The organism is Christensenellaceae bacterium 44-20 (genome assembly GCA_041223705.1).
GTDB lineage: Bacteria > Bacillota > Clostridia > Christensenellales > Christensenellaceae > QANA01.
On record JBCLQU010000002.1, the window covers coordinates 1 to 14,262 of the forward strand.

The window sequence follows — 14,262 nt, forward strand, 5'->3', positions numbered from 1 at the left end:
AAGTAAAAGGGAAGAGCAGATGCTCTTCCCTTTTTTGCTGCCGCAAACTGCAAACAAGCTGAAAACAAAAAGCCCAGGGCGTTTTCTTTGGGAGTAGGGCGTGTTATAATAATTGCACCCGTTACTGAAATCAAAGATTTCAAACGGGGCCCGCAACTATTGAACCGCGCTTATCCCGCCTTTGTATTGGGGTATGGGGCGGAGCCCCATGGCTGCCCATTGCCCTTGACCTTAGGCGGACAGGGAACACGGGAGCAACTTCCGCAGGAATTCCTGCCGCAACGCAGAGCCAAAATCTCTGCACTACTCCGCTTTCGTAATGGGGTATGGGGCGGAGCCCCATGGCTGCCCATTGCCCTTGATCTTAGGCGGACAGGGAACGCGGGAGCAACTTCCGCAGGAATTCCTGCCGCAACGCAGAGCCAAAACCTCTGCATTACCCCGCCTCCGTGTTGGGGTATGGGGCGGAGCCCCATGGCTACCCATCGCCCTTGACCTTGGGCAAGCGCGGCACAGACGGGCAGCGGCATTCTGCGCCTAAAACAGAGCGAGGGGGAATTTTTATGAAAATCCAAGCTGTGCTGGATGCCTGCAAAAACTTTTTTGTGTGGCTCTGGCAGGGAATATCCGGATGTTTTCAAAATAAAATAGCGCTGATCGCCGCATTGCTGCTGGCTCCCTTTGTGCTCCTGTTTTTGTGCAATCTCTTTTGGAATCTGCTGCAAGGCCTGAAAAATCTCTTTGCACCCGAAGTCTGTGCTCCGGCCAAAATCACGCTGAAACGGGAGGAGCAGGAGAAAAACCGCTGGCGGCAGCTCCTTTGTACGCACCGCTTTGTGGGGCCGGCTTTTGAATATGAGCGGACTGGCTATACCAAGTATTTTGTGCGGTTCCAGCTGGCGGATGGCTCGCAAAAGGAACTGCAAGTCTGGCGGGAGATCTACATGGGCGTTCAGGAAGGGGATTACGGCGTCCTGACTTTCCGGGGCGATAAATTCAAGTCCTTCCGCATGAGCACCATGAATGCCCAGAAAGTGTAGGAAAACGCAGGGCTTGCCCCAAGGCCGGGGAGGACGGCCGGGCGCCCAGCCTGAGGCGCAAAGTGCAAAGCCAGGCGGTGCTTTTTAGGCTCTGCGCGCCCCCTTCGCCGCAGAAAATCGGCGCAGACCATGCCGGAGCGGTGCACCGCGGGCAAAAATCCCTCTTTTTGCAGAAAAAATCGTGTTTTTTCAGGAAAAGCCCTTGCAAAGGGCTTTTTCCTATTATATAATACTACTGTTGCGCAGTGCGCAATATGGGATGAGGCAGAAGGTTGCCGGAGGCCATTTCCGGGTAATTTCTGCTGACAATCGCCCGACAATCGGGCGCTCCAAAGGGCAAATGCCAGAAAAACGCGGGGCATTTGCATTAAAAAATAGCTACGGCACACACGGCAGCGTTTACAAAGGGGCAATGATGCAGGCTCCTGATCCAGCCGGAACACAACCTGTGGTGGGAAGGCATGGAAAAGCCGCAAGAGGTGCCACATTGGCAAAGGAGGAATAATAAGTAATGGCAAGCCAAAGAATCAGAATTAAGCTGAAGGCATACGATCACAACCTTATCGATCAGTCTTCGGCGAAGATCGTGGAAACGGCAAAGCGCACGGGTGCGAAAGTATCCGGCCCGATCCCGCTCCCCACGGAAAAGGAGATCATCACAATCCTGAGAGCAACGCACAAATATAAAGACTCTCGCGAGCAGTTTGAAATCCGCACCCACAAAAGACTCATCGATATCCTGGAAGCGAATGCGAAAACCACGGATGCTCTCATGCGTCTGGATCTGCCGGCGGGTGTTGATATCGAAATCAAACTGTAAGGCAGCGTAAGGAGGTAAACAATGAAAGCGATCTTAGGTAAAAAAGTTGGCATGACGCAGATCTTCACGGAAGAAGGCAACGTCGTACCCGTTACGGTAGTAGAAGCTGGCCCCTGCGTTGTCGTTGCAAAGAAGACCATCGAATCCGACGGCTATAACGCAATCCAGGTTGGGTTCGGCGCCGTAAAGGAAAATAGAGTCAACAAACCCGAGGCCGGGCATTTCAAAAAAGCTGGCGTGGAGATGAGAAAAGTGCTCCGCGAGTTCCGCACGGACGATGTAGCAAGCTATGAAATCGGCCAGGAAATCAAAGCGGATGTGTTCGAAAACGGCGACATCATCGACGTTACGGGCACTTCCAAAGGCAAGGGCTATGCCGGCGCAATCAAGCGCTATGGCCAGCACAGAGGCCCGATGGCGCACGGCTCCAAGTATCACAGAGGCCATGGCTCCATGGGCACGAGAGTTGCCAAGGTCTATAAGGGCCACCACATGCCCGGCCATCTGGGCAACGTCAAGAAAACCATCCAGAATCTGCGGATTGTGGGTGTGGACGCAGAGCGCAATATGCTCCTCATCCGGGGCAGCATCCCTGGCGCAAACGGCCAGGTCGTTACTGTGAAAAAAGCGGTCAAAGCTTAAGCCGGATGAAAGGAGGAAGCAAATATGCCTAATTTGAAGATGTATAACACAAGCGGCCAAGAGGCTGGCGAAATCGCTCTTAGCGATGCAGTCTTTGGCGCTGAAGTCAATCAATATGCAATCCACCAGGTCGTCGTCGCAAAGCTGGCAGCAGATCGTCAGGGAACGCAGTCCGCGCTCACCTACGGCGAAGTCCGCGGAGGCGGCATCAAACCTTGGAGACAAAAGGGTACAGGCCGTGCAAGACAGGGCTCTATCCGCGCTCCCCAGTGGGTGGGCGGCGGCGTCGTGTTCGCCCCCAAGCCCCGGGATTATTCCTTCAAGGTCAACCGGAAGGTTCGCCGCCTGGCAATGGTCAGCGCGCTTTCCGAGAAAGTTAAGACGGAGGAGCTGCTCGTCCTCGATGAGCTGAGGCTCGCCGCTCCCAAGACGAAGGAAGTCGTCAAGCTGCTCGGCAATCTGAATGTTTCGGGCAAGGCGCTCATCGTAACGGCGGAGAAGGACGAAGAAGTCGTCCGCGCGGCAAACAACCTGCCCGGCGTCAAGACGGGCGTTGTCGGCGGCATCAGCGTCTACGATATTATCAATTGCGATAAGCTCATCGTAACGCAGGCTGCGGCCAAAAAGGTCGAGGAGGTTTATGCGTAATGAAAGATATTCATGATATCATTCTGGGGCCGGTGCTCACGGAAAAGAGCTACGACCAAATCCCCATGAAGAAATATACGTTTAAAGTTGCGCCGGGTGCCAACAAAACGGAAATCAAATCCGCAGTTGAAGAGATTTTCGGCGTTCAGGTCGAGAGCGTAAACACCTCGAACCGCGACGGCAAAGTCAAAAGACAGGGCTACACCAGAGGCAGAACTGCCAAGGTGAAAAAAGCAGTTGTTACGCTCAAAGAAGGCTCCAAGGCCATCGAGTTCTTCGAGAGCATGGTTCAGTAGCTTAGGAGGGTATTATCATGGCGATTAAAAAATACAAACCGACTTCTCCGGGCAGAAGAGGCATGTCGGTCTCCGCGTTCGACGAGATTACGGCAAACGCACCCGAGAAATCTCTGCTGGCAACCAAGAAGAAGACGGGCGGCAGAAACGCCCGCGGCTGCATCACGGTGCGGCACATTGGCGGCGGCAACAGACAGAAATACAGAATCATCGATTTCAAGCGCAATAAAGACGGCATCCCCGCCAAAGTCGCGACCATCGAGTACGACCCGAACCGCACGGCCAACATCGCGCTGCTGCACTACGCCGATGGTGAGAAGAGATATATCCTCGCTCCCCTGGGCCTGAAGGTCGGCGATACCATCATCTCCGGTGAGAACGCGGATATCAAGCCCGGCAACGCGCTGGAAATCCAGAACATCCCGGTGGGCACCATGGTGCACAACATCGAGATGAAGCCCGGCAAGGGCGGCCAGCTGGTCAGAAGCGCGGGCAACGCCGCGCAGCTGATGGCAAAGGAAGGCGCTTATGCGCAGGTCCGTCTCCCCTCCGGAGAGGTCCGCATGATTCCCATGAATGCCAAGGCGACCATCGGCCAGGTTGGCAACATCGACAACAGCAACATCAGCCTGGGCAAGGCTGGCAAATCCCGTCATAAAGGCATTCGGCCCAACGTCCGCGGTTCTGTCATGAACCCGAACGACCACCCGCACGGCGGTGGTGAGGGCAAGTCCCCCATCGGCCGTCCCGGCCCGGTTTCGCCCTGGGGCAAGCCGACTCTGGGCAAGAAGACGAGAAAAGGCAAGAATCCGTCGAACAAGTTCATTGTAAGACGCAGAAACGGCAAGTAGGCTAGCAGGAAGGAGAATATGAAATGAGTAGGTCAGTGAAAAAGGGGCCTTTCGTGCATGAAAAACTGCTGGCAAGAATTCAGCAGATGAACGAAAAGAACGAGAAGAAAGTACTGAAGACATGGTCTCGTGCGTCGACGATTTTCCCGGATATGGTCTCGCATACGATTGCGGTTCATGATGGCAGAAAGTTCGTTCCCGTCTACGTTACCGAGGACATGGTTGGGCATAAGCTCGGCGAATTCGCTCCCACGCGCACATACCGTGGTCATGCCGGCGAGAAGTCGTCCAGATAGGAGGAGAGTTAAATGGCAACACGCGAGAGAGAAAAAGCGCTCAAACGGCGCGAAAACAAGGATAACAGAGCTCGTGCTGTCGGCAGATACATCAGAATCTCCCCCAGCAAAGTGAGAATTGTCATCGATTTAATCAGAGGCAAGAAAGTGGATGAGGCCCGCGCGATTTTGATGCATATGCCAAACGGCGCATGCGAGCCCGTGCTCAAGGTGCTCAACAGCGCCATCGCAAACGCGGAAAACAACCTGGAGCTCAGCCGGGACAGCCTGATCGTCGCAGAGGCATTTGCGGATCAGGGGCCCACGCTCAAGCGTTTCCAGCCTAGAAGCCAGGGCAGAGCTTACAAGATTCTGAAGAGAAGCAGCCATATCACGGTTATCCTGGGCGAGGCGAAGGAGGAGAAATAAGATGGGCCAGAAAATTAATCCAAACGGCTTTCGGGTTGGTATCATCAAGGATTGGGATTCCCGCTGGATGGTCAAAAAGAACCAGATGTCCGATTGCATCGTGGAAGACCACAAGATCAGAACGTTCCTGAAAGAGAAGCTCTATGCTGCCGGCGTTTCCAAAATCGAAATCGAGCGCGCAGCAAATAAAATTTCCGTCAACATCTACACCGCAAAGCCCGGCATCGTCATCGGCAAGGGCGGCACGGGCCTGGATGTCATCAAGGCGGATCTCAAGAAGCTGACGGATAAAACCGTCGTCATCAATGTCATGGAAGTGCGCCGCCCGGATGTGGATGCGCAGCTCGTGGCAGAGAACGTCGCTTCCCAGCTGGAGCGCAGAATCGCGTTCCGCCGCGCAATGAAGTCCTGCATCGGCCGTGCCATGAAGGGCGGCGTCAAGGGCATCAAGATTGCCACGGGCGGCCGGCTCGGCGGCGCTGAAATCGCCAGAAGCGAGAGCTACCACGAAGGCAGCATTCCGCTGCAGACCATCCGCGCGGATATCGACTATGGCTTTGCGGAAGCAAACACCACATACGGCAAGATCGGCGTCAAGGTCTGGATTTATAACGGCGAGATCATGGTAAACCCGCTCAAAGAGCGTGCGAAGAACACCAACGCGCCCAGAGAAAACAGAAGGGACAACAGAAGAAATCCGGAGGGAGGCAGAAGAAATGTTACTTCCAAAAAGAGTAAAGCATAGAAAGGTATTCAGAGGCCGCATGAAGGGCAAGGCCCTGCGCGGCAATACCGTATCATATGGCGAATATGGCCTTATGGCAACAAAACCCTGCTGGATTACAAGCCGCCAGATCGAGGCAGCCCGTATCGCAATGACGCGCTACACCAAAAGAGGCGGCCAGGTCTGGATCAAAATCTTCCCGGATAAGCCGGTTACGCAGAAACCCGCCGAAACCCGAATGGGCAGCGGCAAGGGCTCGCCGGAATACTGGGTCGCAGTTGTCAAGCCGGGCAGAGTGCTGTTCGAAATTGCTGGCGTTTCCGAGGAAGTCGCCAGAGAGGCTTTGCGTCTTGCAGGCAATAAGCTGCCCATCAAGTGCAAGTTTGTAAAGAGTGAGAAACTGGAAAAAGGCGGTGAGCAAGTTGAAGGCGAATAAATATCGTGAAATGACGGAGCAGGAGCTGAGCGCAAAGCTTGGCGATCTCAAAACAGAGTTCTTCAACCTGCGCTTCCAGAAAGCCACCGGCCAGCTCAGCAACCCTTTAAGCATTCGCGAAGTCAAGCGGGATATCGCAAGAGTGAAGACGATTCTCAAAGAGCGTGAGCTTAGCGCCGCAAACAAATAGTCGAAAGGAGAGCTTTCATGGAAGAGCAAGCAAGAAATCTTCGCAAAGTCAGAATCGGCGAAGTTGTAAGCGATAAGATGAATAAAACCGTTGTGGTTTTAGTCAAAGAGAGAAAGAAGCACAGCATCTATAAGAAAACTGTGAACTACTCTAAGAAATTCAAAGCCCACGATGAGCAGGAAATTTGCGGCATTGGCGATACCGTGAAAATCATGGAAACCCGCCCGATCAGCAAAGACAAATGCTGGAGAGTCGTGGAAATCGTAGAAAAGGCCAAGTAAGGTTAAGGAGGAGAGCTAAAAATGATCCAAATGCAGACATATCTGAAAGTAGCTGACAACTCCGGCGCTAAGGTCATTCAGTGCTTCAAGGTGCTTGGCGGCTCTATGAGAAAAACTGCCAACATCGGGGATGTTATCATCGCTTCGGTCAAGAGCGCGGCTCCCGGCGGCGTCGTCAAGAAAAAAGACGTCGTGAAGGCCGTCATCGTCAGAAGCGTTTCGGGCGTTAAGAGAGCAGATGGCTCCTACATCAAGTTCGATGAGAACGCCGCTGTGATTATCGATAACAACAAGCAGCCCAGAGGCACTCGTATCTTCGGGCCAGTTGCCAGAGAGATCAGAGATGAGGGCTACACCAAAATCGCATCTCTTTCTCCCGAAGTGCTGTAAGGAGGGAGCTAAGAAATGGCAAATTTACACGTTAAGAAAGACGACACAGTCGTCGTCATTACAGGCAAAGACAAAGGCAAAACTGGCAAAGTTATGGTGGTCGAGCCCAAGAAGGGCAGAGTCGTCGTAGCGGGCGTCAATATGGTAACGCGCCACCAGAAAGCCAAGAGCCAGACAGAGCCGGGCGGCATCGTGCACCGCGAGGGCGCCATCGCAGCATCCAACGTCATGCTGTATTGCAGCAAGTGCGAAAAAGGCGTTCGCACGGCTGTGAAGGTTCTGGAAAACGGCAGCAAAGTCCGCGTTTGCAAAAAATGCGGCGAAGTACTCGATAAATAAGCGGGAGGGATAGAAAATGCCTAGATTAAAGGATAGCTATAAAACAGAAATCGTTCCTGCCCTCATGCAGAAATTCGGGTATAAAAACGTCATGCAGGCGCCAAAGCTCGAGAAAATCGTCATCAACATGGGCATGGGCGATATCAAGGATAACCCCAAGGCGCTGGATTCCGCGCTGGAAGAGCTGACGCTCATCTCCGGCCAGAAGCCGGTAGTCACGCTTGCAAAGCACTCCGTCGCAAACTTCAAGCTCCGCGCGGGCATGAAGATTGGAGCAAAGGTAACGCTGAGAGGCGATCGCATGTATGAGTTTATGGATAAGCTCATCAGCATCGCAATCCCCCGCATCAGAGATTTCCGCGGCCTTCCCGCCACGAGCTTTGATGGCAGAGGCAACTATGCCCTTGGTGTCAAAGAGCAGCTGATGTTCCCGGAAATCGAATTCGATAAAGTCGAAAAGGTACGCGGCATGGATATCATCGTCGTGACATCCGCGCAGACGGACGAAGAAGCCCGCGAGCTTTTGACGCTCATGGGAATGCCGTTCAGCAAGTAAGGAGGAGAGGCAAAGTGGCAAAGAAAAGTATGATTGTAAAGCAGCAGAGAGGCTCGAAATTCTCCACCAGAGAGTATACCAGATGCCGCATCTGCGGGCGTCCTCACTCTGTGCTCAGAAAATACGGCATCTGCCGTGTGTGCTTTAGAGAGCTTGCTTACAAAGGGGAAATCCCCGGCGTAAAGAAAGCTAGTTGGTAGAAGACTTTAAAAAGGAGGAAAAAGTAAATGCCAGTTACGGATCCCGTAGCAGATATGCTGACACGCATTCGCAATGCTTTGGTCGTAAAAAAGGATATCGTCGACATCCCCGCTTCCAAAATGAAGGCTTCTATTGCTAGAATCATGTTGGATCAGGGCTTTATCAAAGGCTGTGAGACGGTGCAGGAGGATGAGCGCCCGGTTCTGCGCATCAAGCTGAAATACGGCCCGAATGGAGAGAACGTCATCTCGGGGCTCAAGAGAATCAGCAAGCCCGGCCTGCGCGTGCATGTCGGCAAAGAGGAGCTGCCCAAAGTGCTCAATGGCCTTGGAATCGCCATCATCTCCACGAGCTCTGGCATCATGACGGATGCCGAAGCCAGAAGAAAATCGGTTGGCGGCGAAGTTTTGGCTTACATCTGGTAGGCCGCTGTAAATTTAAAAAGAGAGGTACGAAAAGGATATGTCAAGAATAGGCAGACTTCCTGTCGAGCTACCTGCAGGCGTTACTGCTTCCGTCGAAGCGGGCAACGTGCTTAAGGTGAAAGGACCGAAGGGTGAGCTGGCCCAGGCGTTCAGTGGCGACATGGAAATTAAGGTCGAAGGCAATGTTATCACAGTGTCTCGTCCCTCGGATGATAAACAGCATCGCGCACTCCACGGCCTGACAAGAGCGCTCATCGCCAACATGGTCAAGGGTGTAAACGAAGAATATGTCAAAGAGCTGGAGATCGTTGGCGTCGGCTACCGCGCGCAGCTCTCGGGCAAGAAGCTCGTGCTCGGCGTCGGCTTTACGCACAACGTCGAAATCGAGGCAGAAGATGGCATCCGCTTTGAGGTTCCCTCGCAGACGAGCATCATCGTCCGGGGCATCGATAAGCAGAAGGTCGGCCAGGTTGCAGCGAACATTCGCGCCGTCAAGCCGCCGGAACCCTATAAGGGCAAGGGCATCCGCTATAAAGACGAGCATGTACGCCGCAAAGAAGGCAAGACAGGTATGTAAGGGGAGGGTAGAGTATTATGATTAAAAAACAAGATAAAAACATGGTACGCAAGGCCCGCCACCAGCGCATCCGCAATAAAATCAGCGGCACGGCCAGCCGCCCCAGAATGTGCGTCTATAGAAGCCTGAACAACATCTATGTTCAGCTCATCGACGACGTCGCAGCAAACACCCTCGTCGCAGCTTCCACGCTGGATAAGGATCTCGCGGGCGTCATCGAGAATATGACCAAGAAAGAGGCTTCCAAGGCTGTCGGCGAAAAGGCCGCCAAGCTCGCACTGGAAAAAGGCATTTCGGAAGTCGTCTTTGACCGTGGCGGTTATCTGTACACGGGCAGAGTCGCAGAGGTTGCAGACGGCGCGCGCGCCGCTGGGCTGAAGTTATAAGGAGGGCAATGAGTTGCAACGCATAGATGCCAGCACACTGGATTTACAAGAAAGGCTTGTTGCCGTAAACCGCGTCGCCAAGACTGTCAAAGGCGGCAGAACCATGCGCTTTAGCGCCCTTGTGGTGGTCGGCGATGGCAATGGCCATGTCGGCTGCGGAATGGGCAAAGCTGCCGAGATTCCCGAAGCGATTCGCAAGGCAGTCGAGCAGGCAAAGCGCAATATGGTAACCGTCGCGATGGACGGTTCGACCATCCCCCACGAGATCATCGGCAAGTTTGGCAGAGGCCACATCGTGCTGATGCCCGCATCCAAGGGAACCGGCGTTCTGGCCGGCGGCCCGGCGCGTGCGGTTATCGAGCTGGCGGGTATTAAGGATATCAAGACAAAATCTTATGGCTCCAACAACGCGATCAACGCAGTCAAGGCGACGATTGCCGGCCTCTCCCAGGTGAGAACGGCCGAGCAGGTTGCAAAGCTGCGCGGAATCAGCGTCGAGCAGATGAGATAGGAGGGCAATAACATGCAGTTAAAAGTTAAGCTCGTCAAGAGCCCCATCGGTTGCCCCAAAGATCAGAAGGATACTGTCCGTGCGCTGGGCCTCAGAAAGCTCGGCCAGGAAGTCATCAAGGAAGACAACGCTCCCATCCGCGGCCAGATCTTCAAAGTGAAACACCTGGTCTGCGTGGAAGAAGTTTAGGAGGGCAGAAGCGATGAAATTACATGAATTAGCACCTGCCGAGGGCTCCAAGAAAGCAGCCGTCCGCGTTGGCCGCGGCAACGGCTCGGGATGCGGCAAAACTTCTGGCAGAGGCCAGAAGGGTCAGGGCGCCAGAAGCGGCGGCGGCGTTCGCCCCGGCTTCGAGGGCGGCCAGATGCCCATCACCAGAAGAATCCCCAAGAGAGGCTTCAAGAATATTTTTGCCAAAGTCTATACGACGCTCAACGTCGAAGAGCTCAATGCTTTCGATGAGGGCACCGTCATCACGGCCGAGATGCTCAAAGAGTGTGGCTTTATCAGCAAAATCAACGATGGCATCAAAATCTTGGGTCAGGGAGAGCTCTCTAAGAAGCTGACAGTCAAAGCTGTGAAGTTCACGGCCTCCGCCAAGGAGAAAATCGAGGCTGCCGGTGGAACCGCAGAGGAGATATACTAATGTTTAAGACTTTGGGAAATGCCTGGAAAGTTGCAGATATCAGAAAAAAGATGCTCTATACGCTGCTCATGCTCTTAATCTACCGGCTTGGCATTATCATTCCGGTTCCGGGCGTGAACGTCGCGTATATCAGCGAACAGGTCAACAACTATACCGCTCTTGGCTTTCTCAACCTGCTTTCGGGCGGCGGCCTGGAAAGCATGTCTATCTTTGCGCTTGGCATTTCTCCCTACCTGAACGCTTCCATCATCATGAACCTGCTCACAGTCGCGATTCCCGCGCTGGAGCGCATGGCGAAAGAAGAGGGAGGGCAGAAAAAGGTCTCCGCTATTACCCGAATCGTCTCGGTGGCGCTTGCAATCGTCCAGGCTGTCGGCATTTTGCTGGGCATGGGCGCAAACGCCGTCCAGTCGACGGATATTTTCAACTATATCACCATTGTGCTCTGCCTGACGGCAGGCACGGCCTTCATCATGTGGCTGGGTGAGCGCATCAACGACAAGGGCATCGGCAACGGCATCTCGCTGATCATCTTCGTGGGTATCGTGGCAGATCTGCCCGGGCAGGCAATCGCCCTGTTCAGCGGCATGTTCACAGGAAAGGCCAGCGTCTGGTCTTTAGTGGGAACGCTGGTGTTCGCGCTGTTCACCATCACGGCTATCACCTTCGTGGATATGGGCGAGCGCAGAATTCCCGTCCAGTATGCGAAGCGCGTGGTCGGCCGCAAGATGTTCGGCGGGCAGTCCACCTTCATCCCCATGAAGGTCAACCAATCCGGCGTTATGCCGCTGATCTTCGCCATGACGTTCGTCCAGTTCCCGGGCATGATCGCCCAGTTCTGGCCGAACAGCGGCTTCTATCAGTGGTATTCCAAATTCCTGGGAACGGGCAGCTGGCTGTATGCCATCATCTATGCCCTGCTGATTATGTTCTTCACCTACTTCTATTCCCAGATCGCCTTTAACCCCATCGATGTCTCCAAGAATATCCAGCAGTACGGCGGCTTCATCCCGGGCATCCGCCCCGGCAAGCCCACCTCGGATTATCTTGCCAGCATCCTTTCGCGCCTGACGCTGTTCGGCGCACTGTTCCTGGCCGTGGTGGCCGCAGTGCCCACGCTGTTCAGCAAGCTTCTGGGCTCCACTTCCGCCTTTGGCGCAACCAGCCTGCTCATCATGGTGAGCGTGGCGCTGGAAACGGCCAAGACGCTGGAAGCACAGATGATGATGCGCCACTACAAAGGCTTCTTGAAATAGGAGGAAGGCAATGAATGTCATTCTACTCGGCCCTCCCGGGGCTGGAAAAGGCACAATGGCGGCCAGAATCAAAGAGCATTTTGGCTTTGAGCATCTCTCCACGGGCGATATGCTGCGCGCAGAGATGAAAAACGGCACAGAGCTTGGCAACATGGCCAAGGCCTATATCGACGAGGGCAAGCTGGTGCCGGATAGCGTGATCATAGGCATGGTAAAAAACCGTCTGGAAAACACAGAAGGGGGCATCCTCTTCGATGGTTTCCCGCGCACGGTGGAGCAGGCGAAGGCGCTTTCCGAGATCGCGGAAATCGATGCCGTCGTCAATCTGGATACTACGGTAGATGTCGTCGTCGGGCGCATCTGCTCGCGCCGGCTCTGCAAGGAATGCGGCGCAGTATACAGCACAGCCTGGTATAGCGGCAGCACCTGCGAAAAGTGCGGCGGCGCGCTCTATATCCGGGACGACGATACCGAAGAGACGGTCATTAGGCGCTTCGAAGTGTATCAGCAGCAGACTGCGCCGCTGGTAGAATTCTATCAGGGCCAGGGAAAGCTGTATACCATAGACGCAAACGGGGCGCCGGATGAGATTGCGAAGCAAATTCGCGAGACTCTTGAGGGGCTCAAAAACGAATGATCATCATTAAGTCTGCAAAAGAAATTGAAAAGATGCGCCAGGCGGGCAGGGTTGCTGCCCAGGCAATGGAAAAGGTGCTTGCGGCGGTTCGCCCGGGGGTAACTACGGGCGAGCTGGACCGCATTGCATTTGATTACATTATAGGGGCGGGAGCGACGCCATCCTTCAAGGGATACGGCGGGTTTCCCGGCTCTATCTGTGCATCTGTCAATGAGCAGGTTGTGCATGGCATCCCGGGGCATCGGCGCCTGCGGGAAGGGGATATTATAAGCATCGATATGGGCGCTTATCTGCATGGCTTCCATTCGGATATGGCCAGAACAGTGGGCGTCGGCCAAATCTCCCCCGAGGCACAGCGGCTCATCGATATCACAAAAGAGAGCTTCTACCGGGGCATTGCCCAGGCAATCGCGGGCAACCGCATTTTCCATATCAGCAAAGCCATCGAGGAGTATGCGGTGGAAAATGGGGTGAGCGTCGTGCGCGAGCTCATCGGCCATGGCGTCGGGCAGGATCTGCACGAGGCGCCGGATGTGCCAAACTTCGTCTCCCGGTTCAAAGGCCCGGTCCTGCGGCCTGGCATGACGATTGCCGTCGAGCCCATGCTCAATCTGGGCACGCCAAAGGTGGCCGAGGCAGACGACGGCTGGACGGTCTCCACGCTGGATGGCAAACTCTCGGCGCATTACGAGAATACCATCGCCATCATGCCAGAGGGCCCCTGTGAAATTCTCACAGCAGCAGAGTGAGGCGCGGCATGGAAAAGTTTGGAGTTGGCACGGTTTGCCGGGCTCTGGCTGGCAGAGATAAGGGCAAATATTTTGTGGTGTCGGAGGTTTTGGAGGGCGAGTATGTGCATCTGGCAGATGGCAGAGGCCGCAAGCTCGCAAAGCCAAAACGCAAAAAGAGGATGCATCTGCGCCCCTGCGGCGCTGTGAGCGAGGAGCTTAGGCAGGCGCTGCAGCAAGGCGATGCGCTGGATGCGCGGGTGCGGGAAGCTTTGGCAATATTAAAGGAGAATTAGATTTGTCAAAAAGTGATGTTATCGAAGTTCAGGGCGTCGTAACGGATACGTTTCCGAATGCTGCTTTTGAAGTTGAGCTGGAAAACGGGCATAAGGTGCTGGCGCATATTTCCGGAAAGCTGCGCATGAACTATATCCGCATTCTTCCGGGCGATAAGGTTACGGTGGAGCTTTCTCCCTACGATCTATCCAGAGGAAGAATCACTTGGAGAGGAAAGAACTAAAAAGCGGCGCTTTTGCTGTGTTATCACAAAAAATTGCTTAAAAAGGCATATTTTTGAGTAAAAATTCAGGAAAAAGCATTGCAATTTTCTGGATGAACAGATAAAATATAAGGTGCGCTTATATTGATCATAGGCGCATTAGAGAGTGTTGTGGGATGCCCTGAGAGCTTTCTTAGGATAAGCACCCTATTGTCATCTCTAAAAAATAGGAGGTAGAGAAATGAAGGTTAGACCGTCTGTAAAACCGATGTGCGAGAAATGCAGAGTCATCAAGCGGCACGGCAAGGTTATGGTCATCTGCTCGAATGCAAAGCATAAGCAGAGACAGGGCTAAATTTATTTTTTGATAAGAAGTGCTGCCATGTTCGCGCAGCGGCTGTACGGGCCTTACCCGCCCGTATTGCGCACGCATGCTCACCTTATTATACAAATCACCGAACAAGGAACCGGAGGTAAAA

At 54.0% G+C, this 14,262-nt stretch carries 29 protein-coding genes; all 29 read left to right on the plus strand.

What is annotated here, in order from left to right; all coding sequences use genetic code 11:
- The first annotated feature begins 563 nt into the window (after window positions 1–563).
- The 29 genes from AALG83_06825 (at window position 564) to rpmJ (ending at window position 14,138) form a co-directional block, all read left to right on the plus strand.
- Window positions 564–1,040 carry a DUF2500 family protein gene (locus AALG83_06825; protein ID MEY8382870.1) on the plus strand — a complete coding sequence of 159 codons (477 nt, stop codon included), beginning with the start codon at window positions 564–566 and terminating at the stop codon, window positions 1,038–1,040.
- A 181-nt stretch (window positions 1,041–1,221) separates the two neighbouring features.
- Window positions 1,222–1,545, plus strand: coding sequence for a hypothetical protein (locus AALG83_06830; protein ID MEY8382871.1), 324 nt, complete (start codon window positions 1,222–1,224; stop codon window positions 1,543–1,545).
- 6 nt (window positions 1,546–1,551) lie between these two features.
- The gene (gene rpsJ / locus AALG83_06835; protein ID MEY8382872.1) at window positions 1,552–1,860 is read left to right on the plus strand and encodes a 30S ribosomal protein S10; all 309 of its coding nucleotides are present in this window, start codon (window positions 1,552–1,554) and stop codon (window positions 1,858–1,860) included.
- 21 nt (window positions 1,861–1,881) lie between these two features.
- On the plus strand, window positions 1,882–2,502 hold the full coding sequence (gene rplC, locus AALG83_06840) for a 50S ribosomal protein L3 (protein ID MEY8382873.1): 621 nt from the start codon (window positions 1,882–1,884) through the stop codon (window positions 2,500–2,502).
- A 24-nt stretch (window positions 2,503–2,526) separates the two neighbouring features.
- Window positions 2,527–3,150 carry a 50S ribosomal protein L4 gene (rplD, locus tag AALG83_06845; protein ID MEY8382874.1) on the plus strand — a complete coding sequence of 208 codons (624 nt, stop codon included), beginning with the start codon at window positions 2,527–2,529 and terminating at the stop codon, window positions 3,148–3,150.
- Window positions 3,150–3,446 carry a 50S ribosomal protein L23 gene (rplW, locus tag AALG83_06850; protein ID MEY8382875.1) on the plus strand — a complete coding sequence of 99 codons (297 nt, stop codon included), beginning with the start codon at window positions 3,150–3,152 and terminating at the stop codon, window positions 3,444–3,446. The genes rplD and rplW overlap by 1 nt, the downstream gene beginning before the upstream one ends.
- Window positions 3,447–3,463: 17 nt before the next feature.
- On the plus strand, window positions 3,464–4,297 hold the full coding sequence (gene rplB, locus AALG83_06855) for a 50S ribosomal protein L2 (GenBank protein ID MEY8382876.1): 834 nt from the start codon (window positions 3,464–3,466) through the stop codon (window positions 4,295–4,297).
- Between the two features lie 23 nt (window positions 4,298–4,320).
- On the plus strand, window positions 4,321–4,593 hold the full coding sequence (gene rpsS / locus AALG83_06860) for a 30S ribosomal protein S19 (protein MEY8382877.1): 273 nt from the start codon (window positions 4,321–4,323) through the stop codon (window positions 4,591–4,593).
- Between the two features lie 12 nt (window positions 4,594–4,605).
- Window positions 4,606–5,001 (plus strand): 50S ribosomal protein L22, encoded by a 396-nt coding sequence (gene rplV / locus AALG83_06865; GenBank protein MEY8382878.1) that lies wholly within the window; start codon window positions 4,606–4,608, stop codon window positions 4,999–5,001.
- A gap of 1 nt (window position 5,002) precedes the next feature.
- Window positions 5,003–5,746 carry a 30S ribosomal protein S3 gene (gene rpsC, locus AALG83_06870; GenBank protein ID MEY8382879.1) on the plus strand — a complete coding sequence of 248 codons (744 nt, stop codon included), beginning with the start codon at window positions 5,003–5,005 and terminating at the stop codon, window positions 5,744–5,746.
- Window positions 5,718–6,161 carry a 50S ribosomal protein L16 gene (gene rplP, locus AALG83_06875; protein ID MEY8382880.1) on the plus strand — a complete coding sequence of 148 codons (444 nt, stop codon included), beginning with the start codon at window positions 5,718–5,720 and terminating at the stop codon, window positions 6,159–6,161. Before rpsC ends, rplP begins: the two co-directional genes overlap by 29 nt.
- Window positions 6,148–6,351 (plus strand): 50S ribosomal protein L29, encoded by a 204-nt coding sequence (gene rpmC, locus AALG83_06880; protein MEY8382881.1) that lies wholly within the window; start codon window positions 6,148–6,150, stop codon window positions 6,349–6,351. Before rplP ends, rpmC begins: the two co-directional genes overlap by 14 nt.
- A gap of 17 nt (window positions 6,352–6,368) precedes the next feature.
- The gene (gene rpsQ, locus AALG83_06885) at window positions 6,369–6,632 is read left to right on the plus strand and encodes a 30S ribosomal protein S17 (GenBank protein MEY8382882.1); all 264 of its coding nucleotides are present in this window, start codon (window positions 6,369–6,371) and stop codon (window positions 6,630–6,632) included.
- Window positions 6,633–6,653: 21 nt separating this feature from the next.
- On the plus strand, window positions 6,654–7,022 hold the full coding sequence (gene rplN, locus AALG83_06890) for a 50S ribosomal protein L14 (protein MEY8382883.1): 369 nt from the start codon (window positions 6,654–6,656) through the stop codon (window positions 7,020–7,022).
- Window positions 7,023–7,037: 15 nt separating this feature from the next.
- Entirely contained in the window at window positions 7,038–7,361 is a 324-nt protein-coding gene (gene rplX, locus AALG83_06895) for a 50S ribosomal protein L24 (protein MEY8382884.1), read from the plus strand.
- A gap of 16 nt (window positions 7,362–7,377) precedes the next feature.
- Entirely contained in the window at window positions 7,378–7,917 is a 540-nt protein-coding gene (gene rplE / locus AALG83_06900) for a 50S ribosomal protein L5 (protein ID MEY8382885.1), read from the plus strand.
- 14 nt (window positions 7,918–7,931) lie between these two features.
- Window positions 7,932–8,117 carry a type Z 30S ribosomal protein S14 gene (locus AALG83_06905; protein MEY8382886.1) on the plus strand — a complete coding sequence of 62 codons (186 nt, stop codon included), beginning with the start codon at window positions 7,932–7,934 and terminating at the stop codon, window positions 8,115–8,117.
- Window positions 8,118–8,144: 27 nt separating this feature from the next.
- Complete coding sequence (gene rpsH, locus AALG83_06910; GenBank protein ID MEY8382887.1) at window positions 8,145–8,543, plus strand: 30S ribosomal protein S8; 399 nt, start codon at window positions 8,145–8,147, stop codon at window positions 8,541–8,543.
- Between the two features lie 37 nt (window positions 8,544–8,580).
- The gene (gene rplF, locus AALG83_06915; GenBank protein MEY8382888.1) at window positions 8,581–9,120 is read left to right on the plus strand and encodes a 50S ribosomal protein L6; all 540 of its coding nucleotides are present in this window, start codon (window positions 8,581–8,583) and stop codon (window positions 9,118–9,120) included.
- A gap of 17 nt (window positions 9,121–9,137) precedes the next feature.
- Window positions 9,138–9,506: a 50S ribosomal protein L18 gene (gene rplR / locus AALG83_06920; protein ID MEY8382889.1), complete on the plus strand. Its 369-nt coding sequence runs from the start codon at window positions 9,138–9,140 to the stop codon at window positions 9,504–9,506.
- A gap of 13 nt (window positions 9,507–9,519) precedes the next feature.
- Window positions 9,520–10,017, plus strand: a complete 498-nt coding sequence (gene rpsE, locus AALG83_06925) for a 30S ribosomal protein S5 (GenBank protein MEY8382890.1) — start codon at window positions 9,520–9,522, stop codon at window positions 10,015–10,017.
- 12 nt (window positions 10,018–10,029) lie between these two features.
- Window positions 10,030–10,206 carry a 50S ribosomal protein L30 gene (gene rpmD, locus AALG83_06930; GenBank protein MEY8382891.1) on the plus strand — a complete coding sequence of 59 codons (177 nt, stop codon included), beginning with the start codon at window positions 10,030–10,032 and terminating at the stop codon, window positions 10,204–10,206.
- 13 nt (window positions 10,207–10,219) lie between these two features.
- Window positions 10,220–10,663: a 50S ribosomal protein L15 gene (rplO, locus tag AALG83_06935; GenBank protein MEY8382892.1), complete on the plus strand. Its 444-nt coding sequence runs from the start codon at window positions 10,220–10,222 to the stop codon at window positions 10,661–10,663.
- On the plus strand, window positions 10,663–11,919 hold the full coding sequence (secY, locus tag AALG83_06940; GenBank protein MEY8382893.1) for a preprotein translocase subunit SecY: 1,257 nt from the start codon (window positions 10,663–10,665) through the stop codon (window positions 11,917–11,919). Before rplO ends, secY begins: the two co-directional genes overlap by 1 nt.
- A gap of 10 nt (window positions 11,920–11,929) precedes the next feature.
- A complete protein-coding gene (locus AALG83_06945) occupies window positions 11,930–12,556 on the plus strand; it encodes an adenylate kinase (protein ID MEY8382894.1) in 627 nt (208 codons plus the stop codon).
- The gene (gene map, locus AALG83_06950; protein MEY8382895.1) at window positions 12,553–13,305 is read left to right on the plus strand and encodes a type I methionyl aminopeptidase; all 753 of its coding nucleotides are present in this window, start codon (window positions 12,553–12,555) and stop codon (window positions 13,303–13,305) included. The genes AALG83_06945 and map overlap by 4 nt, the downstream gene beginning before the upstream one ends.
- A gap of 8 nt (window positions 13,306–13,313) precedes the next feature.
- Window positions 13,314–13,580 (plus strand): KOW domain-containing RNA-binding protein, encoded by a 267-nt coding sequence (locus AALG83_06955; protein ID MEY8382896.1) that lies wholly within the window; start codon window positions 13,314–13,316, stop codon window positions 13,578–13,580.
- A gap of 2 nt (window positions 13,581–13,582) precedes the next feature.
- Window positions 13,583–13,804, plus strand: a complete 222-nt coding sequence (gene infA / locus AALG83_06960) for a translation initiation factor IF-1 (protein ID MEY8382897.1) — start codon at window positions 13,583–13,585, stop codon at window positions 13,802–13,804.
- A 220-nt stretch (window positions 13,805–14,024) separates the two neighbouring features.
- A complete protein-coding gene (gene rpmJ / locus AALG83_06965) occupies window positions 14,025–14,138 on the plus strand; it encodes a 50S ribosomal protein L36 (GenBank protein ID MEY8382898.1) in 114 nt (37 codons plus the stop codon).
- Window positions 14,139–14,262: the final 124 nt, after the last annotated feature.